Source organism: Shimia sp. R9_2, from assembly GCF_017743735.1.
In the GTDB taxonomy this organism is placed as follows: Bacteria; Pseudomonadota; Alphaproteobacteria; order Rhodobacterales; family Rhodobacteraceae; genus Shimia.
In genome coordinates this window covers 24,530-46,254 of record NZ_JAGHRO010000012.1, presented here as the reverse complement: position 1 = coordinate 46,254, position 21,725 = coordinate 24,530, and the positions used below count along the sequence as shown (strand labels likewise).

21 protein-coding genes are annotated in these 21,725 nt (G+C 59.1%); 7 read left to right on the top strand and 14 right to left on the bottom strand.

Features of this window, described 5'->3' with window-relative positions; all coding sequences use genetic code 11:
* Nucleotides 1-65: 65 nt before the first annotated feature.
* The 8 genes from uvrC to J7400_RS19815 form a co-directional block, all read right to left on the bottom strand.
* Nucleotides 66-1,940: an excinuclease ABC subunit UvrC gene (uvrC, locus tag J7400_RS19845; protein WP_209065843.1), complete on the bottom strand. Its 1,875-nt coding sequence runs from the start codon at nt 1,938-1,940 to the stop codon at nt 66-68.
* A 357-nt stretch (nt 1,941-2,297) separates the two neighbouring features.
* Nucleotides 2,298-3,146 carry an SDR family oxidoreductase gene (locus J7400_RS19840; RefSeq protein WP_280638035.1) on the bottom strand — a complete coding sequence of 283 codons (849 nt, stop codon included), beginning with the start codon at nt 3,144-3,146 and terminating at the stop codon, nt 2,298-2,300.
* Nucleotides 3,089-4,042 (bottom strand): calcium/sodium antiporter, encoded by a 954-nt coding sequence (locus J7400_RS19835; protein WP_209065841.1) that lies wholly within the window; start codon nt 4,040-4,042, stop codon nt 3,089-3,091. Before J7400_RS19835 ends, J7400_RS19840 begins: the two co-directional genes overlap by 58 nt.
* A gap of 3 nt (nt 4,043-4,045) precedes the next feature.
* Entirely contained in the window at nt 4,046-4,228 is a 183-nt protein-coding gene (locus J7400_RS21285) for a hypothetical protein (RefSeq protein WP_247738937.1), read from the bottom strand.
* Between the two features lies 1 nt (nt 4,229).
* Nucleotides 4,230-5,027, bottom strand: a complete 798-nt coding sequence (locus J7400_RS19830; RefSeq protein WP_209065840.1) for a S49 family peptidase — start codon at nt 5,025-5,027, stop codon at nt 4,230-4,232.
* Between the two features lie 102 nt (nt 5,028-5,129).
* Nucleotides 5,130-5,891, bottom strand: a complete 762-nt coding sequence (locus tag J7400_RS19825; RefSeq protein WP_209065839.1) for an ABC transporter permease — start codon at nt 5,889-5,891, stop codon at nt 5,130-5,132.
* On the bottom strand, nt 5,888-6,811 hold the full coding sequence (locus tag J7400_RS19820; RefSeq protein ID WP_348540217.1) for an ABC transporter ATP-binding protein: 924 nt from the start codon (nt 6,809-6,811) through the stop codon (nt 5,888-5,890). Before J7400_RS19820 ends, J7400_RS19825 begins: the two co-directional genes overlap by 4 nt.
* A 138-nt stretch (nt 6,812-6,949) precedes the next feature.
* Complete coding sequence (locus tag J7400_RS19815) at nt 6,950-7,474, bottom strand: carbon monoxide dehydrogenase subunit G (RefSeq protein ID WP_209065838.1); 525 nt, start codon at nt 7,472-7,474, stop codon at nt 6,950-6,952.
* A 272-nt stretch (nt 7,475-7,746) separates the two neighbouring features.
* Between J7400_RS19815 and J7400_RS19810 the strand changes: the two genes are divergently transcribed.
* Both J7400_RS19810 and J7400_RS19805 read left to right on the top strand, forming a co-directional pair.
* Nucleotides 7,747-8,229, top strand: coding sequence for a MaoC family dehydratase (locus J7400_RS19810; protein ID WP_209065837.1), 483 nt, complete (start codon nt 7,747-7,749; stop codon nt 8,227-8,229).
* Between the two features lie 84 nt (nt 8,230-8,313).
* Complete coding sequence (locus J7400_RS19805; protein ID WP_209065836.1) at nt 8,314-9,516, top strand: acetyl-CoA C-acyltransferase; 1,203 nt, start codon at nt 8,314-8,316, stop codon at nt 9,514-9,516.
* Nucleotides 9,517-9,585: 69 nt separating this feature from the next.
* On the opposite strand, the gene J7400_RS19800 is transcribed toward J7400_RS19805, so the two are convergent.
* Nucleotides 9,586-10,350: a transporter substrate-binding domain-containing protein gene (locus J7400_RS19800; protein WP_209065835.1), complete on the bottom strand. Its 765-nt coding sequence runs from the start codon at nt 10,348-10,350 to the stop codon at nt 9,586-9,588.
* Between the two features lie 263 nt (nt 10,351-10,613).
* On the opposite strand from J7400_RS19800, the gene J7400_RS19795 reads away from it, so the two are divergent.
* Nucleotides 10,614-11,069, top strand: a complete 456-nt coding sequence (locus J7400_RS19795; protein ID WP_209065834.1) for a YHS domain-containing (seleno)protein — start codon at nt 10,614-10,616, stop codon at nt 11,067-11,069.
* Between the two features lie 60 nt (nt 11,070-11,129).
* Here the strand turns inward: J7400_RS19795 and J7400_RS19790 are convergent, their stop codons facing one another.
* From J7400_RS19790 to J7400_RS19775, 4 genes are read right to left on the bottom strand one after another with little or no spacing between them, the layout of a single operon-like run.
* A complete protein-coding gene (locus tag J7400_RS19790; protein WP_209065833.1) occupies nt 11,130-12,200 on the bottom strand; it encodes an acyl-CoA dehydrogenase family protein in 1,071 nt (356 codons plus the stop codon).
* Between the two features lie 3 nt (nt 12,201-12,203).
* Nucleotides 12,204-13,391: an acyl-CoA dehydrogenase family protein gene (locus J7400_RS19785; protein ID WP_209065832.1), complete on the bottom strand. Its 1,188-nt coding sequence runs from the start codon at nt 13,389-13,391 to the stop codon at nt 12,204-12,206.
* A gap of 4 nt (nt 13,392-13,395) precedes the next feature.
* Complete coding sequence (locus J7400_RS19780) at nt 13,396-15,480, bottom strand: 3-hydroxyacyl-CoA dehydrogenase NAD-binding domain-containing protein (RefSeq protein WP_209065831.1); 2,085 nt, start codon at nt 15,478-15,480, stop codon at nt 13,396-13,398.
* A 48-nt stretch (nt 15,481-15,528) separates the two neighbouring features.
* Entirely contained in the window at nt 15,529-16,284 is a 756-nt protein-coding gene (locus J7400_RS19775) for an SDR family oxidoreductase (RefSeq protein ID WP_209065830.1), read from the bottom strand.
* Nucleotides 16,285-16,467: 183 nt separating this feature from the next.
* Between J7400_RS19775 and J7400_RS19770 the strand changes: the two genes are divergently transcribed.
* From J7400_RS19770 to J7400_RS19760, 3 genes are all read left to right on the top strand, one after another.
* Nucleotides 16,468-18,123, top strand: coding sequence for a long-chain-fatty-acid--CoA ligase (locus tag J7400_RS19770; RefSeq protein WP_209065829.1), 1,656 nt, complete (start codon nt 16,468-16,470; stop codon nt 18,121-18,123).
* A 40-nt stretch (nt 18,124-18,163) separates the two neighbouring features.
* On the top strand, nt 18,164-18,991 hold the full coding sequence (locus tag J7400_RS19765; protein WP_209065828.1) for an IclR family transcriptional regulator: 828 nt from the start codon (nt 18,164-18,166) through the stop codon (nt 18,989-18,991).
* Nucleotides 18,992-19,055: 64 nt separating this feature from the next.
* Nucleotides 19,056-19,850 carry a phytanoyl-CoA dioxygenase family protein gene (locus J7400_RS19760; protein ID WP_209065827.1) on the top strand — a complete coding sequence of 265 codons (795 nt, stop codon included), beginning with the start codon at nt 19,056-19,058 and terminating at the stop codon, nt 19,848-19,850.
* Nucleotides 19,851-19,883: 33 nt separating this feature from the next.
* Here the strand turns inward: J7400_RS19760 and J7400_RS19755 are convergent, their stop codons facing one another.
* Nucleotides 19,884-20,351 (bottom strand): GatB/YqeY domain-containing protein, encoded by a 468-nt coding sequence (locus tag J7400_RS19755; protein WP_209065826.1) that lies wholly within the window; start codon nt 20,349-20,351, stop codon nt 19,884-19,886.
* A 183-nt stretch (nt 20,352-20,534) separates the two neighbouring features.
* On the opposite strand from J7400_RS19755, the gene carA reads away from it, so the two are divergent.
* Nucleotides 20,535-21,689 (top strand): glutamine-hydrolyzing carbamoyl-phosphate synthase small subunit, encoded by a 1,155-nt coding sequence (gene carA, locus J7400_RS19750; protein ID WP_209065825.1) that lies wholly within the window; start codon nt 20,535-20,537, stop codon nt 21,687-21,689.
* Nucleotides 21,690-21,725: the final 36 nt, after the last annotated feature.

Here is a 21,725-nt window from a genome sequence, read left to right as displayed (position 1 = left end):
CCCTCACCTTGCACCTGCGGCAGCAAGAGCACGCCTTGCGGCGCAACACACACCGCGCGGCCGCTTCATCCCCGTTCGTGAAAAAAGTCGTAAATTGTCTCAGCCAGCTTGTCAGAGACGCCATCAACGGCTTTCAAATCCGCCAGATTGGCGCGAGAGACCGCCTTTGCGCTGCCAAAATGTGCCAACAGCGCCCGTTTTCGCGTCGCGCCGACGCCGGGCACATCGTCCAGAGGGGTCGCGCCCACGGCTTTGGCACGTTTTGCGCGGTGAGTGCCGATCGCAAATCTATGCGCCTCATCGCGCAGGCGCTGAACAAAATAGAGCACCGGATCATTGCGTCTGAGCGCCATCGGGCGTTTGCCGATCCGGTAGAATTCTTCCTTGCCGTGGTCCCGGTCAACACCCTTGGCCACGCCCACCATGGGGATGTCCTCCACGCCATATTCTTCCATGATCTCATGCACCGCACTCACCTGACCGGCTCCGCCGTCAATCAACAGCAAGTCAGGCCACATGCCTTGATCGCGATCTGGGTCTTCCTTCAGCAGCCGCTTAAACCGCCGCGTGAGCACCTCTTTCATCATGCCAAAGTCATCACCCGGCGTCAGGTCATCCCCTTTGATGTTGAACTTGCGATAGCTGTTTTTCATAAAGCCTTCCGGCCCCGCCACGATCATGCCGCCAACGGCATTGGTGCCTTGGATGTGGCTGTTATCGTAGACTTCGATGCGTTGCGGCGGCCCGTCCAGATCAAAGGCTTCCGCCATGCCCGAAAGCAGCTTGGCCTGCGTTGCGGTCTCGCTCATCTTGCGCGCAAGGCTCTCGCGGGCATTGCGCGCCGCTCCGGCCACAAGCTCTGCCTTCTCGCCCCGCTGCGGCACAAGGATCTCCACCTTACGCCCCGCTTTCGTGGCCAAGGCCTCTGCCATAAGCTCTTCATTTTCAATGGGATGAGACAGGATCAACTGACGTGGAGGTTCCTTGCCGTCATAGAACTGCCCGATAAAGGCTTCCAGCACTTCAGCCGCATCAATCTCATTGCCCACCCGCGGATAGAAATCGCGGTTGCCCCAGTTCTGATGTGCACGAATGAAAAACACCTGCACACAGGCCTGCCCGTTCTCAAGATGCAGGGCGATCACATCCGCCTCTGTCACCCCGCGCGGGTTGATCCCCTGCGCCGATTGCACGGTCGTCAACGCCCGGATCCGATCCCGCAGCGCAGCGGCCTTTTCAAACTCCATCGCATCAGAGGCTTCCTGCATCTGCGCTGCCAGCGCCTCTTGGATCTGGGTCGAGCGCCCCGACAAGAACCGCTCCGCATCCCGCACGCTCTCCGCATAATCCGCCTCACTGATCCGCCCCACACACGGCCCAGAGCAGCGCTTGATCTGATACAGCAAGCAGGGCCGCGAGCGGCTTTCAAACATCGCATCCGAGCAGTTGCGCAACAGAAAGACCTTCTGCAGCTGGCTCAACGTCCGATTGACCGCCCCGGCGCTGGCAAACGGGCCGTAGTAGCTGCCCTTCTCTTTCTTGGCGCCCCGGTGCTTTTTGATCTGGGGGAACCCATGGGCGCGGCTGACCAGAATATTGGGAAAGCTTTTGTCATCGCGCAGCAGCACATTGTATTTGGGTTTGAGCTGCTTGATCAGGTTCTGCTCCAGCAGCAGCGCCTCGGTCTCTGTCTTTGTGGTCAGAAACATCATCGACGCGGTCTCGGAAATCATCCGCGCGATCCGCCCCGAATGCCCACTGGGCCGCGCATAGTTAGACACCCGCGCCCGCAAATTCCGCGCCTTTCCAACATAGAGCACCCGCGCCTGCGCATCGAGCATCCGGTACACACCGGGGGAACCATCCAAGGTTTTGAGATAGCTCTGAATACAAGCGTGACCGGTCGGGCCGGCAGAGGGAATTTCGATGTCAGACGTCATGACCGACAAATATGATTCTTTTGGTCGGCCTGCAATCTTAAGCCCCGCGGGGCAAGAAGAATTACATCCACGGAAACTGTGGATAACTCTGGAGATATCTTTCTCAGCCGTAAAGAAATCCCTTATTTTTAACGCAACTTGTTACCGTGCCTATTTTTTAAGCATATATGCAAGCGGTTGATTTTACTTGTTTTTATTTTCTGCGATGCACAAATTATTGAAATCATTAACAAAAAGTAACGAAAACATGACAGCTCTGTGAACAGTGCACAACTCGCGCGGCTCAGAACCATTCTAAGCTACGAATGTCTTCAAAGGTGCTTTCCTAAAGTATGATCGGCTCTGCGCGCCAAAGCGTCATTCGCTGGCAAAAACATCCGGCGTCTGCCAGGCCAGATGCTGGCCGCCATCCACACAGATCAACTGCCCGGTCACGGCTTTTGCATCCAGCAGGTACCCCAGCGCGGCGCATATGTCAGACGCATCAGCCCCGCGTTGAAGAACGGTGCTCGCGCGTTGCGCAGCAAAGTCCGCCTCAGATTGCCGGCTGCCCTGCAATGTGGGTCCCGGACCAATGGCATTCACCCGCACATGAGGCGCAGCGCTTTGTGCCGCTGTCTGGGTCAGCGCCCAAAGCCCCATCTTGGCAATGGTGTAGGACGCAAACTCCGGTGTGAGCTTGCGCACGCGTTGGTCGAGCATGTTTACAATCAGACCAGCCGCGACCGGCTCTCCGGCCTCATCTGAGGCCGCTGTGAGGCCTTGCGCCACCATAGCCTGTGACAGCACAAATGGCGCCCTCAGGTTGCTTTCGATGTGGCGGTCCCAGCTTTCGCGCGTGGCGTCCTGCAGGCTGTCCTGCTCAAAAATCGAAGCGTTGTTGATCAGACAAGTAATCGGCCCACCCAGCGCCTCAGAGGCCTGCGGCAAGAGTGCTTGCGTTTGGGTCTCGTCCAGCAGGTCGGCCTGCAGCGTGACGCCGCGCCGCCCAGCTTTCACAATGGCTTCAACGGTCTCCAGCGCGCCGACACGAGAGCTGGCATAATGCACAGCCACATCATAGCCGCGCTCCGCCAGATAGACTGCCATGGCTTGTCCCAGTCGCGCCCCAGCGCCTGTCACCAATGCCCGCACTGTGCTCTCCCGCCTTAAGTCAACGTCACCGCGATGTAGATCAGATAGAGCGCGGTAAAGACAACACCCCAAATACGTGTGAGATCCTGTCGTAGGAACACAAACGGTATCAAGAGCAGCGAAGACGCCAGCATCACCCAGAAATCAAACTCAAAGAAGTCAGGATCCACGCGGATCGGATGGATGAGCGAGGTCACACCAATGATGGCCAGAAGGTTGAAGAGGTTTGAGCCGATCACATTGCCCAAAGCCACATCCGCCTGACGGCGCAGCGCGGCCATGACTGTGGTTGCAAGCTCCGGCAATGAGGTGCCAAGCGCGATCAAGGTCAGGCCGATCACAGTGTCACTCACGCCATAGCGGCGGGCGATGACTTCGGCGTTATCCACCATCAGATCCGCGCCAAGCGGCAAGCCGATCAGGCCAAGGATCAGGAACACAAAGATGCGCCACCAGGGCATATCCGGGTCTGCGCCCTCGACCTCTTCCTCGTCTTCCATTGCGCAGGCCGCCTCGGCCTTGCGGTGACAGCGGGCCTGATAAAACGCACTGCCCAAAGCGATGGTCAGGCCAGCGAGCAGGATCAAACCGCTGGTGAATGTGAAGAAGCCTGCGCTCGCCACGCCGATAAACAGGACCGTGGCGGCAATCATCAGCACATAGTTGCGCCGCGAGTTGCAATGGCTGGTCTGGATCGGCGCGAGCAGCGCCGGGATGCCCAGCACCAGCAGCACGTTGGCGATATTGGAGCCAACCACATTGCCCAGTGCGATGCCCGGTGCGTTTTTCAACGCTGCTTCAATTGAGATCAGAAGCTCAGGGGCAGAGGTGCCAAACGCCACAATCGTCAGCGAAACGATCAGCGCCGGGATCCCGATCCGCAAGGACACATTCACCGCGCCACGTACCAGCGCATCGCCTGCCAAAAGCAGGATCACGAGCCCAAGCCCAACCAGCAGCCATTCCATGTGTTACCCCATGTTCTTTCGGCAGGGGCACGGCCCTTTGCCAATTTGGAAGCGCCCGCACTTGGGGCATTTTTTTGACTGCAACCGCTTCTTTCCCAAGAGCTTCTGCCCCGGCAAGCGCAGCTTGCCAAACATGGCCAGAACCGCCATGCCGATCAGGAAAAAGGAAACGATCTTTACCAGCATTCTATAATCCGAAGCGCGCGAATTCCGCGCGTTCTTCGATCCCGGCCAGCGCATCCTGCGCCAGCGTCGCGCCGAAGCGCTGTAGAACTGAACGCTTCACGCCGTAGCGGCGGAATTTCACCTTCTCGCCAAATCGCGCCTTCAGCACCGGCACCAAATGACCGATCTCATCAATCAGGCCAACCTCTTTGGCTTTGCGGCCAATCCAGATCTCTCCGGTGTAGAGCTCCGGCTCATCCGCCAGCTTGCTGCCACGCCGCGTTTTTACATGCTCAATGAAGTTCTCGTGGATCTGCTCGAGCATTTGCTTCAGCCGCGCCACATCTTCGGGCTTCTCCGGGCGAAACGGATCCATCATCGACTTGCTTTTGCCCGCCGTATGCACACGACGTTCAAAGCCCTGGCGGGACAGGAACACACTCGCGCCAAATCCTGCGGAAATCACCCCGATTGAGCCCACCACGGAGCTGTCATCCGCGTAGATTTCATCCGCTGCGGCCGCGAGCCAATAGCCGCCGGAGGCGGCAACATCCTCGACAAAGGCGATCACGGGGATGCCCTTTTCCTCCGCCAGGCGGCGAATGCGGCTGCCAATCAACGCGCTTTGCACCGGGCTGCCACCGGGCGAGTTGATCTCAAGCGCCACAGCCGCTGGCTTGCCTTTGCTAAAGGCTTTCTCGATCACTGGCGCCAGCGTGGCATCATTCAGTTGCCCGCGCGTACCCGCAGCGATGGCGCCTTGCAGACGGATCACGGCGACCACAGGCGGTTTTTTGGCAAAAGGGTTCAAGCGTTTCATCTGATCGGATGTAGAACGCGCATCTGCCTTTCACAAGGCAAGCCCCCAAGGAAAGCGCTGTTTGATGCCAAAAAACTTACCCGCCTGCACAGCGCCGTGGCGTCAATTGCGAATGCGCCAGCCGGTTTTGAAGATCCACCAGATCGCGGCCAGACAGACCGCCGTAAACCCGCCAATCGCCAACAGGCTCAGGCCGATCGGCACATCTGCGGTGCCAAAGAACGACCAGCGGAAGCCCGAGATCAGATAGACCACCGGATTGAACAGCGTGATCTTCTGCCAGATCGGGGGCAGCATCGAAATCGAGTAGAAAGATCCGCCAAGGAACACCAATGGCGTCACCACCAGCAGCGGGATCAATTGCAACTGCTCAAAGTTTCCGGCCCAGATGCCGATGATAAAGCCAAACAGCGAGAAGCTCAGGCATGTCAGCACTAGGAACAGGATCATCGCGCCGGGGTGCTGGATCGGCACATCGACAAACAGCATGGCCGTGGCAAGGATCACCACACCGATGAAAAGCGCTTTGGTTGCCGCCGCGCCGACATAGCCAAGCACGATCTCCAGAAAATTCACCGGCGCGCTCAGCAACTCATAGATGGTGCCGATGAATTTTGGAAAATAGATGCCAAAGGAGGCGTTGGAGAGAGATTGCGTCATCACCGACAGCATGATCAGCCCCGGCACAATAAACGCGCCGTAGCTCACACCTTCCACCTGATCAATCCGGCTGCCAATGGCTGCGCCAAACACCACAAAATAGAGCGATGTGGAAATCACCGGCGAAATGAAGCTTTGCGCAATGGTGCGGAAAAACCGTGTCATTTCCGCGTAGTACATCGCCCAGACTGCTGCCCAATTCATGCTGCGCCCTCCGACACCAGACCCACAAAAATATCTTCAAGACTGGACTGCTGGGTCTGCAGATCCCGTAAGGACAACCCGGCAGCGGACAAATCACTCAAAAACCGTGTGATCCCCGTGCTCTCCCCGCGCGTGTCATAGGTGTAGCGCAACGCTGCACCACCTTCGACCAGCTCAAGCTGATAGCTCGCCAACGCCTCAGGCACCGCAGCAACCGCCTCCTGCAAGTCGACCTGCAAGGTTTTCTGCCCCAACCGCGCCATCAGCGCGTCTTTCTCTTCAACCAACAACAGTTCGCCGCCGTTGATCACACCCACACGGTCGGCAATCGCCTCGGCCTCTTCGATGTAATGCGTCGTCAGGATGATGGTGACACCCTGCGCCTTCAGGCCAGCCACGATGTCCCACATATCTTTGCGCAGCTCTACATCGACGCCCGCCGTTGGTTCATCCAGAAACAGCACATCCGGCTCATGGCTCAGCGCCTTTGCGATCAGCACCCGCCGCTTCATGCCGCCGGAGAGCTCCATCACACGGGAGTTGCGCTTGTCCCATAGTGACAGCTGCTTCAGGATCGCTTCGATTTTGGCCGGATCACGCGGCTTGCCAAACAGGCCGCGCGTATAGGTCACCGTATCGATCACTTTGTTGAAGGGTTCCAGATTGATCTCTTGGGGCACCAGACCAATCATCGCGCGCGCCTGACGGTAGTTGGTCACCACATCATGCCCGCCAACTCGGACATGCCCCGCCCCCGGCATAGTGATCCCGCAAATCGTGGAAATCAGAGTGGTCTTGCCCGCCCCGTTTGGTCCCAGAAGCGCCAGGATCTCTCCGCGCTCAATGCTGAGGGTGATGCCCTTGAGGGCCTCAAAACCGCCAGCATAGGTTTTGCGCAGGTCTTCAATCTCTACAATCACAATCGCGGCCCCCTCTCCATTGAAGGCCACAACCTAACAGGCGGTGCCGTCAGGCCAAGTGCAATTTCACGAGACTGTGATGTGCATCGGCGCACAGACTTTCTGCACCGATGCGGTTGAAATCAATGAGACGCGCGCTTAGCCGCCGGTCAATCGCTTGAACAGACCTTTCTTTTCACCGGTCTCCTCAGCAGCATCAGCACTGTCTTCTTCTGTCTCTGCCGGACCTTCCAACGCGCTCTGGAAGTTTGTGAAAAACTGGTCGGCCATCTTCTTGGCAAAACCGTCAATGAGACGGCTGCCAAGCTGTGCGAGCTTCCCGCCAACCTTTGCTTCAACCTCATAGGTCAGAAGCGTGCCAGTCTCGCTTTCCGCCAGTGTCACATCCGCGCCGCCTTTGGCAAAGCCCGCAGCGCCCCCCTTGCCCTCGCCGGTCAAGGTCAAGCTTTGCCCTTCCACCAGATTGGACAGCTCCACCTTGCCTTTGAAGGTCGCTTTCACCGGACCCACCTTCTGAACCACGGTGGCCTCAAAGCCCTCTTCCGCGTTTCCGGTCACTTCTTTGGCACCCGGCACACAGGCCAGAAGCGTATCCGCACTCAAAAGCGCAGCCCATACTTCGGCCACCGGTGCGGCAATCTCTCTCTGGTCACTCATATGCATGGCAGCGCTCCCCTTTGCCTCGGCCAACTGGCCCAACTTTCGGCCAACCTAGGCTCAGGCTCTCTGCGCCGCAAGCGCACGAAGGTCGTAAATACGGCTCAAATCCGACATGCCTCTGACCACCGCATAGCACCATTATTCCGCATTGTGGAATTTCTTTCTGCATATTGACAGACAGGGGCGAATCCCGTTTTCTGTTCACAAGCAAAATAAAATTCTGCATTGCAAAATTTAAGCGCCAACACAGAACTTTTGGCTCGGAGGCCCGTCACATGATTTCTCGCATTCTAAAACTCGAAGATGGCGTCGGCTGCGAATACGGTCTGTCCAAATGGATCCACATCGATCAGGCGATGATTGATGCCTTCGCCAAAGCCACAGGGGATGAGCAATATATTCACACCGATCCGGATGCTGCGCGGGACACGCCTTACGGCGGCACCGTGGCGCATGGGTTCCTGACCCTGTCCCTGCTATCTCAAATGATCGCGGATGCGGTGCCACGCACCGAAGCAGAAAGCACCGGCATCAATTACGGCTTTGACCGCGTGCGTTTTGTGGCGCCGGTCAAGGCAGGTGCGGACATTCGAGGCCGCTTCACGCTCGCCAAATACGCCGAGCCTCAGCCCGGTGTGATTGAAACCCAGTGGAATGTGACCGTCGAAATCAAGGGCGAGGACAAACCCGCACTTGTGGCACAATGGAAAAACCTGCGCTTTGAGAAAGACGCCACCAGCTTCAAGAAAGCCGGGTAAGAACGGCACCGCTCCGACGCACAACAAACGCGAAACAGCTGCGCCACAGACGCGCCCTCGCCCCTCAGTTTCAGGAATTCTTTCATGCGCGACGCACTCATTGTCTCCACCGCCCGCACGCCAATTGGCAAAGCCTACCGCGGCGCTTTCAACAACACGCAGGCTCAGGAGCTGATCGGCCACGCGGTCTCCCATGCGGTCTCCCGCGCGGGGCTTGAAGGCCATGAAGTCGAAGACTGCATCATCGGCGCTGCCCTGCAGCAGGGCTCAACCGGCTCCAACATCGGTCGTCAGGCCGTGGTGCGTGCCGGCCTGCCCGTGAACGTTGCTGGAATGTCGCTGGATCGGCAATGCGCCTCTGGCATGATGGCCATCGCCACAGCCGCCAAACAGGTCATCCATGACGGCATGGAAGTGGCCATCGGCGGCGGCGTGGAAAGTATTTCGCTGGTGCAAAACGAAAAAATGCGCCGCGACCGGCTGGCCGATCCCTGGATCAAAGAGCACAAACCGGCGCTGTATATGAGCATGCTGGAAACCGCTGAGATTGTCGCTGATCGTTATGGCGTCACACGCGAAGATCAGGACGCTTATGCGCTGCAATCCCAGCAGCGCACCGCTGCAGCACAGAACGCCGGAAAGTTTGACGATGAAATTGTACCCCTGACCTCCACAATGGGTGTTATGGACAAAGAGACCAAGGAGATCTCTTTCCGCGAAGTGACCCTTGAGAAGGATGAAGGCAACCGCCCCGGCACGACGCTTGAAAACCTGCAGGGCCTGAACCCGGTTTTCAAAGACGGTCAGCAAGTGGCAGAAGGCCAATTCATCACCGCAGGCAACGCCTCCCAACTGTCAGATGGCGCATCGGCCTCGGTCATCATGGAAGCAAAACTGGCGGAAAAGCAGGGGCTTGAGCCGCTCGGGCGCTATGTGGGCGTGATGGCTGCGGGGCTTGAGCCCGACGAAATGGGCATCGGCCCGATCTATGCGGTGCCAAAACTGTTGAAAGCGCATGGCTTGACCATGGATGACATCGGACTTTGGGAACTCAATGAAGCCTTCGCCTGCCAGGTCCTGCATTCCGCACGCGTGCTCGGCATTCCCAACGACATTCTGAACGTGAACGGCGGTGCCATTTCCATCGGCCACCCCTACGGCATGTCAGGAGCACGTATGGTGGGTCATGCGTTGATCGAAGGCAAACGTCGCGGTGCAAAATATGTGGTCTGCACCATGTGTGTGGGCGGCGGCATGGGCGCTGCGGGCCTGTTTGAGGTGCTATAAGCCCTCATCACCAAAGAAAAACGCGGCGCTTCATCACAAAGCGCCGCGTCTTTAAATTCAGATGATCAATCAGCTGCCAACTGTCTCTGCGACCATCGCATCGATGGTGCCATCGTCCAGCATGGATTGCACCGCAGCATCAAAGGCGTCCATGAATGCGGTGGCCTCAGCGCCCTGCCAGTCGCCGCGGAAGCCGACGTGTGCAGTCTCAGCGGAGGTGTCCAGCACGCGCTCTACGTTCTTCAGGCCTTTGTCGTTGATCACCATCTCTGCCGCGAGCTGCTCCTGCACGTAGCAATCGATCCGGCCACGGTCGAGCTTCATCAGGTTCTGCTCCGTGGTCTGCGCCTCTTGCAGCGAGATCAAACCACCCGACACCATGTCAAAGAACGCGTCGCCAGGTGTGCCAAACCCCGCATTGTTTCCGAAGGTCAAGCCTGAGAAGTCTTCTGGATAGCTCCAGCCAGCATCGGCCACGCCGTTGCGGCAATAGACGGACACTTTCTCGGTGATAGGCGCGGTGGAATAGGTGCCGATCCAAGGGCGGGATTCACGGCGCACATATGTCCCGATCAGACCGTGCGCTTGGCCGCTTTCCACCAGATTCACGGCGCGAGACCATGGCACAGCGTCGATCTCGACATCATACTGGCCTTCAATGCGGCTCAGCGCTTCGGTGATGACGTCCACCCAGATCCCGGTTGGCGCGCCATTTTCAACGCCCATGTAAGGCGCATAGGCTTCGTCCTGAACAAGGCGAATGGTTTCAGCGGAAGTGGCAGTGGCGAGGGACGCGCAGGCAAAAGCGGCGGCGCACAGAACTCGGTTCAACATTGCAAAAATCTCCAAGGTAAGGTCTCAAGTGGTCACCCCGCGACGCTGCAGCAGACATGTAAATGAAAGGTTCTCAAGCGGCAGAGTTTGGAGGGCAAAATTCGCAAAATATCCATGCATTGTTGGACAAATTGCGCTCAAATCCGATCCTTCAACCGGCGCGACAGCAGCGCCCGATTTGTTTCATCTAATAACAGTGGAGTGACGAGGTCTTCTGCTGCGGATTTCTCTGGATATCTAGAAATCATCAAAGGAGACATATTATGCTGACACGTCGCGCCGCTCTTGGCCTTTTCGCCGCCACACCTCTGGCCCTTGCACTTGCTCCCAATGCAGCCCTGGCCGCCAAGCCCTTGGTGTTCCAGAACCCGCTCGCCATCAACGGCATTGATCCGGTTGCCTATTTTACCAAGCAGAAGCCGGTGAAAGGGGACGCCGCCAACCGCGTTGATTGGAATGGCGCGACCTGGCATTTTTCCACCGCTCAGAACGCGGCAAAATTCGAGGCCAATCCTGAGGCCTATGCCCCGATCTTTGGCGGTTACTGCGCGTTTGCCGCATCCAAGGGCTACCTCGCCCCAACCATTCCGGAGGCCTGGACCATCTATGAAGGCAAACTCTATCTCAACGCCAACATGCGCGCGATGGAGCTGTGGCGTCAGGACATTCCGGGCAACATCAAGGCTGGTCTGGCCAACTGGCCCGGCATTCTCGGCTAATCCAAAATCAAGAGGGCACATCCACGGTAAGATGCGCCCTCTCCTCAATCTCAAACCGTCTTAGGCGGCATAGCCTTTCATCACTTGGCTCAGATGGTAATCCGTATCCCCAAGCTGGGCATCCAGCATGGTCAGCCGCTTGGCATAGTGGCTCACGGCATATTCCCAAGTCATCGCGATACCGCCATGCATCTGGATGCTCTCTTCCGCCACCAGACGCGCGGCGCGGCCAATCATATTTTTGGCCATCGAGGCATATTTTGAGGCCTCATCGCCCCCCAGTTCTGCCGCTGCCTTGATGGTGATCGAACGGGCCTGTTCGATTTCCGTCAGCATGTCCACCGCGCGGTGCTGCAGCACCTGAAACTTACCGATCGGCACACCAAACTGTTTGCGCTGTTTGAAGTAATCCACGGTGGTGGCATGGGCCACATCCATCGCGCCCACGGCTTCAGCACAGAGCGCCACAATGCCCGCGTTGATCGCGTCTTTCAGCGCCGCTTCTGCATCCGCCAATATCAGTGTCGCTGGCGTGTCATCCAACAGCACCTCGGCAGCGCCGCCGCCATCCATCATGCCATAGCCGGTGACGTTGGCGTCCTCCGCCTGCACGGCAAACACGCCCAGACCTGCACCGTGGCGCGCGGCCACCAGGATCACATCCGCCACCTGCCCGCCGTAAACCGTGGATTTGCGGCCTGAGAGCGTAAACCCGGCACCTGCCTCTTTGGCCTGCGTGGCAATCTGATCAAGCTCATAGGGCGCGTCGATTTCCGTGATGGCCACCGCATATGTTGTGGCACCGGTCAGCAAAGCCTCTTGATCCGCACCTGCTGCGGCCAGCAGACGCGACGCCATCAAAGCGCCTAGTAGTGGCTCAGGACAGAGCGCTTTGCCCATCGCCTCAAACACAACGGAGATGTCAAAGCCGGTGCCGCCCATGCCACCTGCGCTTTCAGGTGCCAGCGCATAGAGCGCGCCCAGCTCCACCATCTGCTCCCAAAGGGCGGGATCATGGTAAGGTGCCTCATAAGCCACCTTGATGCGGTGCTCGACAGGGTATTGATCCGCCAGAAAACGGCCCAGCGTATCGGCCAGCATCTGGCGATCTTCGGTCAGATTAAAGTCCATCTCTCAGAGCTCCAGCATGGTTTTGGTGACGATATTGCGCTGGATCTCATTGGATCCACCAAAGATCGAGGTTTTGCGGTTGTTAAAATACCGCGCCGCATTGTGTTCGGTATCTGCGGGGCCAAACATCAAGTTGCCTTCGGTCACATGGCCGGGGAATGGCGCGGCCGCAGGGCCCAGCGCGCGGCGTGCGAGGTCTTTGAGTTCCTGATTGATCACCGTGCCTTTGATTTTGAGCAAAGAGGTCTCTGGCCCCGGCGCGCCTTGTTCCTGAGCTTTGAACAACATCCGCAGATTGGTGATTTTCATCGCCTCAAGATCAATCTCAGCCTTCGCAATCCGGGCCGCAAACAGCGGATCTTCGATCAGAGGCCGCCCCCCGCGCATGGTCTTGCGCGCGATGGATTTCACCTCTTCCAGCGCCTGCATCGAGGAGCCAACCCCAGCAATCCCCGTGCGCTCGTGGGTCAGCAGGAATTTCGCAATGGTCCAGCCTTTGTTTTCTTCGCCCACAAGGTTGCCAATCGACACCCGCACGTCGGTGAAGAACACCTCATTCACCTCATAGCCGCCTTCGATCAGCTTGATCGGGCGTACCTCGATGCCCGGCGTGGCCATATCCACAAGGATAAAGCTGATGCCTTGCTGCTGTTTTGCATCCGGATCAGTCCGGCACAGGCAGAAGATCCAGTCGGCGTGCTGGCCCAGAGTGGTCCAGGTTTTCTGCCCATTGATGACCCATTCATCGCCATCCCGCTCCGCGCGGGTTTTGAGGCTTGCAAGGTCAGAGCCCGCCCCCGGTTCCGAGTAGCCCTGACACCACCAATCGGTGCCATCCAGAATGCGCGGCAGGTAGTGGTCCTGCTGTTCTTTGGAGCCAAACTTCTGCAGCACCGGACCCAGCATATTCAGCCCGAAGGGTACAATGCGCGGGGCATAGGCGCGACAGCATTCCTCATCAAAGATATGTTTCTGCACCGGGCTCCAACCGGGGCCGCCAAACTCCTTGGGCCAGATCGTCGCCAGCCAGCCGCGCGCATTCAGAATGGCGTGCCATTCCTCCATCATCGCTTTGGTCAGCTCACCGCCTGCGCGCACCGCATCCGAAATCTCTTTCGGCAGGTTATCGGCCAGAAAGCTGCGCACCTCATCGCGAAACGCGAGGTCGTCTTTGGAAAAACTCAGATCCATGGCGTCACTTCCCTTTGTTCAGATCAGCAAATGTGGAGCCGTCATCTGCCATCTTCTTCAGCAGCGCCGGCACCTGCCAGTAATACGCATCCTCGGCGGCATAGGTTTCAATGCGTTTCACCAGCTCTGCTGCACCGATGGTGTCCGCATAATGCAGCGGTCCGCCGCGGAACCGTGGGAAGCCGTAGCCCATCAGGAACACCACATCGACATCCACAGGCCGCAGCGCGATGCCGTCTTCGATCACCCGCACCGCTTCGGAGATCATCGCGGTCATATAGCGCTCCACGATCTCCTCATCGTCAAAGCTGCGTGGCGCGATCCCGGCCTTGGCGCGCTCTTCCTCAATGATGCCGTTGAGATCCGGATTCTCCTGCGTCTCGCGGCCCTCATAGACAAAATAGCCCTTGCCGGTCTTGCGCCCGTTCCAGCCATTTTCGCTCAGCCGGTCCGCAATGGCCCCGCCGTAGCGCTCCTCCGCAGGCCGCGTCGCCGCCAGCCGCTTGCGGGTCATATAACCGATGTCCAGCCCCGCCAGATCGCCAACACGATGCGGCCCCATGGCAAAGCCAAAGCCTTCCAGTGCCTTGTCCACCTGATCGGGATGCGCGCCATCCAAGACCAGATAGCTCGCCGCTTTCAGGTAATGCCCCAAGATCCGGTTGCCGATGAAACCGTCACAAACGCCCGCGCGCACGCCAACTTTGCGCATCTTCTTGGCCAGCGCGAAACCTGTCGCGACCACCTCTGGAGCGGTGTTTTCGCCAACCACCACCTCAAGCAGCTTCATGATGTGCGCGGGCGAGAAGAAATGCAGCCCCAGCACGTCACTTGGGCGGCTGGTCTGCGCCGCAATCTCATTGATATCCAGATAAGAGGTGTTGGAGGCCAGGATCGCCCCCTCTTTGCAGATGCCATCAAGCTTGCCAAAGATCTCTTTCTTGACGTCCATGTTTTCAAACACGGCCTCGATCACCAGATCCACATCGCCAAGGCTCTCAAGCGCGGTTGAAGCTGTCAGCATCGCCAGCGCGGCATCGCGTTTCTCGGCACTCATCTTGCCGCGTTTCACCGCGCCATCGAGATTACCTGTGATGGTTGCCACGCCTTTGTCGAGCGCCTCCTGCGTGACCTCGACCAAGGTCACGGGCAGCCCCGCCATCAGCGCAGATGTGGAAATGCCCGAGCCCATCGTGCCGCCACCGATCACGCCGAGTGAGGCCACATCGCGGGCCTGCGCTTTTTTCTCAGGGATATTCGCCACCGCGCGCTCGCCAAAGAAGGCGTGGATCAGCCCTTTGGATTGCGGCGAGGCCAAACAGGTCATGAAGGCCTCACGCTCGAGCGCCAGACCTTCCTTGAAATCACCCGTCGAGGCAGCAACAGCCTCCACACATTTCTGCGGCGAGATCAAATACGGATGCTTCTTTGCAATCATCGCCGCCGTGGCTTCAATCGCAGCCTCATCCGGCGTTGTGGTCAGATCACAGGTCCGCCGAGTCGCCAGCACTCCGCTCACCACATCACGCGCTGCCGCCAATACCACGTCCCGCGGCTCACCGTCATCAATGCGGTCAATTAACCCCATCTTGAGAGCTTCCGCTGCGGGCACATGACGGCCAGAGAGGATCAGATCAAGCGCATTGGGGATGCCAGCCAGACGTGGCGCACGCTGCGTGCCCCCAGCGCCTGGCAGAAGGCCAAGCAGCACCTCCGGCAGGCCCACTTTCGCGCTTGGCACAGCCACCCGTGCGTGACAGCCCATCGCGGTCTCAAGCCCCCCGCCCAGCGCGGTGCCATGAATGGCCGCCACTATTGGCGTCTCATTGGCTTCAAGAATATCGCAGACCTCAGGCAGGCCCGGTGCCATCGGCGGTTTGCCAAACTCGGTGATGTCGGCCCCCGCTACAAAAGTGCGCCCGGCGCAGTAAAGCCCAATCGCCTTGGCAGTTCCCGCCGCGCGGATCTCTTCCAGTGCATCCACAAGACCTTGGCGCACCGCAACCCCGCTGGCATTCACCGGCGGGTTGTCGATGCAAATCAAAGCCACATCATCCACAAATTCTACGCTGACTTTTTTATCGCTCATCAGGAGCCTCCCTCAATCTTCAACGCCGCCCACGCGGGGCGGCACATCTCAGCAAATGGTTTCACCGCCATCGGCAACAATCGTCTGTCCGGTGATATAGGCGCTGGCGCCTGTCGCCAGAAACAGCGCTGTCCCGGCAATGTCTTCCGGCTGGCCGATCCGGCGCAGCGGGTTTTGTCCTTCAACCTTGGCAAGCACTTCCGGGTTTTCCCAAAGCGCGCGGGCAAAATCGGTTTTCACAAGCCCCGGCGCGATGGCGTTCACACGGATGCCTTTCGGCCCCCACTCCACTGCCAGATTGCGCGCGAGCGCGGCGTCTGCCGCCTTGGAGACGCCATAGGCGCCAATCACAGGGTTGCCGCGAATACCTGCGATCGAGCTCAGGATGATCACATTGCCGCCACCCCGCTGGGCCATATCCGGCAATACCAGATTGCACAGCTGCAGAGGCGACAGCACATTTGCCGTCATGATCTTATGGAATGCCGCATCATCCAACGCCGACATGGGACCATAGACCGGGTTGATGGCCGCATTGGCCACCAAGACATCAATCTGCCCCCAGACCTCGTTGGTCTTCGCAACCAGCGCCTCGACCTCTTCGCGGTGGCTGACGTTGCACGGCACAACAAGCGCTTCGCCGCCCTGTGCCCGGATCGCTTCAGCCACCTCTTCGCAGGCCTCCGCCGTGCGGCTTGAGACCACAACACGCGCGCCGGCTTTAGCAAACATCTCGGCAATCGCGCGGCCGATGCCCCGGCTGGAACCGGTGATCAGCGCCACTTTCCCCGTCAAATCAAACATCGCGGCCTCCTCCTCGTTGGCAACAGTCTAGGGCCGCGCAGCCGCACCTGAAAATCGGTTTCGCTCAAAGCGCGTGATTTGCGACGCGACGTGACTTTGGGCAAAATCCTCATGACGCAGACCAAGTTGCCGCTAGGCTAACCCGCACCAATAACGCCCAACACGAGCTGACCGGACACGCCAATGCCACATCCCAACGCCCGCATCCCTGACTTTTGGCCAGCCGGAAAACGCTGGACGTTTGACCGCCCGGACCATCCTTTGGATGCAAACCTTGAGGCCAGCGTTGAGAAATGGGGGAACCGTATCGCGGTGACCTACAATGGCGCAGACTACACCTATGCCGACATCGCGGCGCGTGTGACAGCTTTTGCAGGGTATCTACATCACGAAGCCGGGCTGCAAAAGGGCGACAGAGTGCTGCTCTATACGCAGAACTGCCCGCAATACATCATTGCCTTTTACGGCATCCTGCGCGCGGGCGGCGCGGTGGTGCCCGTGAACCCAATGAACAAACAGGCCGAGATCGACTATCTCGTCGGCGATACCGGCGCCAAAGTCGCCGTCTGCGCGCTGGAGCTATCCGACCACATTCTCCCCGCCCTCAAACGCGGCGCGCTAACCACGCTGATCGGCGCACGCATGACCGATATGGGGCAAGAGGGCTTTGACCTTGTGCCCAAAAACCTCGCTGCGGCCATGTCAGAGGACGAGGCCGAAGCGCTCGGGATGGTCGGCTTTCAAAAGGCGCTAGACCAAGCGCACACGCCACGCCCTCGCGACACCACAAGCGATGACCTCGCTGTCATCCCCTACAGCTCCGGCACCACCGGCCAACCCAAAGGCTGTGTGCACACGCACCGCACCGTCATGGCCTCACTGGTCGCAGGGGTGATCTGGAACCCGATCCATGAAAACACCGTCCATCTGGGTGCCCTGCCCTTCTTTCATGTCACGGGCATGATGAACGGCATGCACGGGCCGATCCTCACCGGCGGGCGCAATGTCATCCTGCCACGCTGGTCCTCTGCGCTGGCTGCGGGACTGATTGAGCGCTATCGCATCACCCGCTGGCGGTCGATCTCCACTATGGCCATTGATCTGGTGAACGACCCGAAATTTGACAGCTATGACCTCTCAAGCCTTGAGATGGTCGGCGGCGGCGGCGCGGCCATGCCCGAAGCCATTGCCAAAAAGCTCTATGACATGACAGGCTTGGACTATGTCGAAGGGTACGGCCTCTCTGAAACCATGGCCGCCACCCATGTGAACCCGATTGACGCTCCCAAACGCCAATGTCTGGGACAGCCGATTTTTGAGGTCGACAGTCGCGTGCTGGAGATTGGCGGCGACACTGAACTGCCCCATGGCGAGGTTGGCGAAATTGTCATGCACGCCCCGCAAAACTTCATCGGCTATTGGCAACGCCCTGACGAAACCGAAGAGGCCTTTGTCGAGATTGATGGCGTGCCTTTCTTCCGCTCAGGCGACATTGGGTACCGCGACGCCGATGGCTATTTCTTTATGGTCGACCGGGTCAAACGCATGGTCAATGCCGCCGGTTTCAAAGTCTGGCCCGCCGAGATTGAAATGCTGATGCTGCACCACCCGGATATCGCCGAGGCCTGCGTGATTGGCGCCAAAGACGAGCGGCGCGGCGAATGCGTGAAAGCCGTGGTGGTCGCCCTGCCAGAGACACGCGGCACGCTGACCGAGGAAAGCGTGATCGCATGGTGCAAAACCCAAATGAGCGCCTACAAATGCCCCTCTATCGTGGAATTTGTGGACGCGTTGCCCAAATCAGGCGCAGGCAAGGTCTTGTGGAAAGACCTGACATGACGCATAGAAAATTCCACAATGCGGAAATAGGCCCCTTTGCATGAGAAAACGTTCCTTAGCGACCAGCGACACCAGCCAAGCGCCCGAGGCCGACCGCCAGTTTGTCACCGCCCTCTCCAGAGGGTTGGAGGTGCTGCGCTGCTTCCGCCCGCGCGACCGCATGGGGCTGTCCAACCGAGAGCTGGCCGAGCGCACCGGCCTGCCCAACTCCACAGTCTCCCGCCTGACCTACACGCTGCTGCAAACCGGCTATCTGCTTTATGATGAGCAAACCGGGCGCTACCGTATCGGGGTGCCTGCGCTCAGCCTCGGATTTGCCTGCCTTGGCAGCATGCCCATCCGCGATGCCGCCAAAGAGCATATGCAGCGGCTCGCCGACTACGCTGGTGACGGGGTGCAGGTGGCGCTGGGTGCGCGCGACGAGCACACGGTGACCTATCTGGCCTGCGCTCGCGCGGAAAAAGGGATGATGTCCCTGCAACTCGGCGTCGGCTCGCGTATCTCTCTTGCCCGCTCCGCCATGGGCCGCGCCTATATTGCGGGATGCCAGCCCGAAGAACGCGCCGAAATTCTGGAAACACTGGCCATCCACCATGGTCCCGAACGCTGGCCGTCGATCCTTGAGGGCATCAAAGACGCGGAACGCCAGATTGCCGAGAAAGGGTTTTACGGAAACTATGGTGACTGGCACGAGGGCGTGCATTCCATTGCCGTGCCCTTCCCGGTGCAAAGCGATGCCTCTCCGGATCTGGCCCTCAACTTGGGTGGCCCCGCGCCCTTCCTGACACGAGAGCGGATGGAGAAAGATCTGGCCCCGCGTCTGATGGAAATTGCGCAGTCTCTGCGCCTGCACGCCACCCAGATCTGAAATCCGCTTGACCCTTCTGAGCGCCTGCACCACCGTGCGGGCGCAAGACTACCAGGAGGCCCCTATGGCAGAGATCACCCAATCCGACATCGACACTTTTCAGACCGACGGTGTCGTGCTGATCAGAGGGCTGTTTGCCGATCATGTAGAGGCATTGCGCGCAGGCGTGGCCCGCAATATGGACGCCCCCGGCCCCTTTGCTTCCAACAATGAGAAAGCCGGAGAAACCGGTCGTTTCTTTGATGATTATTGCAACTGGCGGCGCATTCCGGAATTTCAGGAGGTCATCGAAACCTCCCAGGCCGCCGAGATCGCCGCACAGTTGATGCAGTCACAGACCGTGCAGATGTTTCACGACCACGTGCTTGTGAAAGAACCCGGCACCTCCATGGCGACCCCATGGCACACTGACGGGCCTTACTATTTTGTCGAGGGCAGCCAGACCATCAGCTTCTGGTCGCCGCTGGATCCGGTGAAAGACGCCACCCTGCGCATGGTAGCAGGTAGCCACAAATGGGAGAAGCCGGTCCTGCCCACCCGCTGGGTCTCTGAGGAAAGCTTTTTCCCCAATGAAGACGACTATATGCCGATCCCCGATCCGGATGCCGAAGGCATGCGCGTGCTGGAATGGGAAATGGAGCCGGGCGATGCGGTGGCGTTCAACTACCACATCCTGCATGGCGCGCGTGGCAACACCGCCACCTCCCGTCGCCGCGCCTTTTCGCTCCGTCTGTTGGGGGATGATGCGCGCTATGTCGAGCGTCCGGGCCGCACCTCACCGCCGTTTCCGGGCCACGAGATGCAAGAAGGCCAGAAACTCCGGGAAGACTGGTTCCCGATGCTCTGGCCTCGCAGCTAAGCCAATCTGACTTAGCGAAACAGTTTACAGGGATCAGCTGTTGCTCAGCTGGTCCTTCACTCTTGGGCCCGCTTTGCCAAAATCCATCTGGCCGGTGTATTTGGCCTTCAAGGCGCCCATGACTTTGCCCATGTCACGGATCGACTCAGCGCCCACTTCGGACATTGCAGCCGTGATCGCCGCGGTGATCTCGTCATCGCTGAGCTGTTTGGGAAGGAACTCTTCGATCACCGGGATTTCGCCCAGTTCCCGCTCTGCCAGATCCAGACGCCCGCCTTCTTCATAGGTGCGCGCGCTTTCCTGACGCTGTTTGACCATTTTGACCAGGATCGACAGGATTTCCCCGTCGCCCACACCGGCGCTGTCGTCACCTTCGCCCCGCGTTGCAATGTCACGATCTTTGATCGCTGCCATGATCAGGCGCAATGTCGAAAGCCGGTCAGCGGCTCGGTCGCGCATCGCTTGTTTCAATGCGCTATTGATGTCGTCTCTGAGTGCCATTCATCTTGCCAATTGCTGTCAAACACAAGCCTGCGACCTTACAGAAACGTAAACTGACTCGCAACAGCGGGAATTTTTTGTCCAAACCCCTTAAAACAAGGGCTTCGCTTCGCCATAGAATTGCTTGACGCCCGCCGTGCGGCGACATATGCATCGGCCAATTTGCCAGCCGGAGACTCGCCCATGACCGCATCGACCCCCGATCACCCGACCGCCTGCCTCGCGCTTGCTGATGGCACTCTGTTTTACGGACGTGGCTTTGGGGCCACCGGCGAAACTGTCGCGGAGCTCTGCTTTAACACCGCGATGACCGGCTATCAGGAAATCATGACTGACCCCTCTTATGCGGGCCAGGTTGTCACCTTCACCTTCCCCCACATCGGCAACACCGGTGTGAACCCGGAAGATGATGAAACCGGGGATCCTGTGGCCGAAGGCATGGTTGTGAAATGGGACCCGACCGCGCCTTCCAACTGGCGCTCTGTTGAAACCCTCTCCGACTGGCTCACCGCACGCAGCCGCATCGCGATTGGCGGCATCGACACCCGCCGCCTGACCCGCGCAATCCGCCAACAAGGCGCGCCACATGTGGCACTCGCCCATGACCCGGATGGCAACTTTGACACCGAGGCCCTGATCGCCAAGGCACGCGCCTTCTCCGGTCTTGAAGGGCTCGACCTCGCCAAAGAAGTGACCTGCGCACAAAGCTACCGCTGGGACGAAATGCGGTGGGCATGGCCAGACGGCTACCCGACCCAGACTGCGCCCAAGCACAAAGTGGTTGCCGTGGACTTTGGTGCCAAACGCAACATCCTGCGTTGCCTCGCCTCTGTGGGCTGTGACGTCACCGTCCTACCCGCCACCGCAACCGCCGAAGAAGTGCTGGCCCATGGCCCGGACGGTGTGTTCCTGTCCAACGGCCCGGGTGACCCGGCCGCCACAGGGGAATATGCCGTTCCGATGATCCAGGACGTTCTGAAAGCAGACATCCCGGTCTTTGGCATTTGCCTTGGCCACCAGATGCTCGCCCTCGCGCTCGGTGCCAAGACCGTGAAAATGAACCACGGCCACCACGGCGCAAACCACCCGGTGAAGGATCATGACACCGGTAAGGTGGAAATCACCTCCATGAACCACGGCTTTGCTGTCGACGGCCAAACCCTGCCCGAAGGCGTGGTGGAATCCCACGTATCGCTGTTTGACGGCTCAAACTGTGGCATCCGCATGGCCGACCGTCCGGTCTTCTCGGTGCAGCACCACCCAGAAGCCAGCCCCGGCCCGCAGGACAGCTTCTATCTGTTTGAGAACTTTGCAGCAGCCATGGCGGCCCGCGCCTGACCTCGCCCCCAAAGCTCTTAAAAACATTCAAACCCG

What these genes read in the sequence shown, in the direction of transcription:
- J7400_RS19770 (WP_209065829.1), top strand. Translation starts at nt 16,468, where the DNA reads ATGCCACATCCCAACGCCCGCATCCCTGACTTTTGGCCAGCCGGAAAA.
- carA (WP_209065825.1), top strand. Translation starts at nt 20,535, where the DNA reads ATGACCGCATCGACCCCCGATCACCCGACCGCCTGCCTCGCGCTTGCT.
- J7400_RS19805 (WP_209065836.1), top strand. Translation starts at nt 8,314, where the DNA reads ATGCGCGACGCACTCATTGTCTCCACCGCCCGCACGCCAATTGGCAAA.
- J7400_RS19780 (WP_209065831.1), bottom strand. Translation starts at nt 15,480, where the DNA reads ATGAGCGATAAAAAAGTCAGCGTAGAATTTGTGGATGATGTGGCTTTG.
- J7400_RS19795 (WP_209065834.1), top strand. Translation starts at nt 10,614, where the DNA reads ATGCTGACACGTCGCGCCGCTCTTGGCCTTTTCGCCGCCACACCTCTG.
- J7400_RS19765 (WP_209065828.1), top strand. Translation starts at nt 18,164, where the DNA reads ATGAGAAAACGTTCCTTAGCGACCAGCGACACCAGCCAAGCGCCCGAG.
- J7400_RS21285 (WP_247738937.1), bottom strand. Translation starts at nt 4,228, where the DNA reads ATGCTGGTAAAGATCGTTTCCTTTTTCCTGATCGGCATGGCGGTTCTG.
- J7400_RS19825 (WP_209065839.1), bottom strand. Translation starts at nt 5,891, where the DNA reads ATGAATTGGGCAGCAGTCTGGGCGATGTACTACGCGGAAATGACACGG.
- J7400_RS19790 (WP_209065833.1), bottom strand. Translation starts at nt 12,200, where the DNA reads ATGGACTTTAATCTGACCGAAGATCGCCAGATGCTGGCCGATACGCTG.
- J7400_RS19835 (WP_209065841.1), bottom strand. Translation starts at nt 4,042, where the DNA reads ATGGAATGGCTGCTGGTTGGGCTTGGGCTCGTGATCCTGCTTTTGGCA.
- J7400_RS19760 (WP_209065827.1), top strand. Translation starts at nt 19,056, where the DNA reads ATGGCAGAGATCACCCAATCCGACATCGACACTTTTCAGACCGACGGT.
- J7400_RS19785 (WP_209065832.1), bottom strand. Translation starts at nt 13,391, where the DNA reads ATGGATCTGAGTTTTTCCAAAGACGACCTCGCGTTTCGCGATGAGGTG.
- J7400_RS19810 (WP_209065837.1), top strand. Translation starts at nt 7,747, where the DNA reads ATGATTTCTCGCATTCTAAAACTCGAAGATGGCGTCGGCTGCGAATAC.
- J7400_RS19775 (WP_209065830.1), bottom strand. Translation starts at nt 16,284, where the DNA reads ATGTTTGATTTGACGGGGAAAGTGGCGCTGATCACCGGTTCCAGCCGG.
- J7400_RS19800 (WP_209065835.1), bottom strand. Translation starts at nt 10,350, where the DNA reads ATGTTGAACCGAGTTCTGTGCGCCGCCGCTTTTGCCTGCGCGTCCCTC.
- J7400_RS19755 (WP_209065826.1), bottom strand. Translation starts at nt 20,351, where the DNA reads ATGGCACTCAGAGACGACATCAATAGCGCATTGAAACAAGCGATGCGC.
- J7400_RS19830 (WP_209065840.1), bottom strand. Translation starts at nt 5,027, where the DNA reads ATGAAACGCTTGAACCCTTTTGCCAAAAAACCGCCTGTGGTCGCCGTG.
- uvrC (WP_209065843.1), bottom strand. Translation starts at nt 1,940, where the DNA reads ATGACGTCTGACATCGAAATTCCCTCTGCCGGCCCGACCGGTCACGCT.
- J7400_RS19815 (WP_209065838.1), bottom strand. Translation starts at nt 7,474, where the DNA reads ATGCATATGAGTGACCAGAGAGAGATTGCCGCACCGGTGGCCGAAGTA.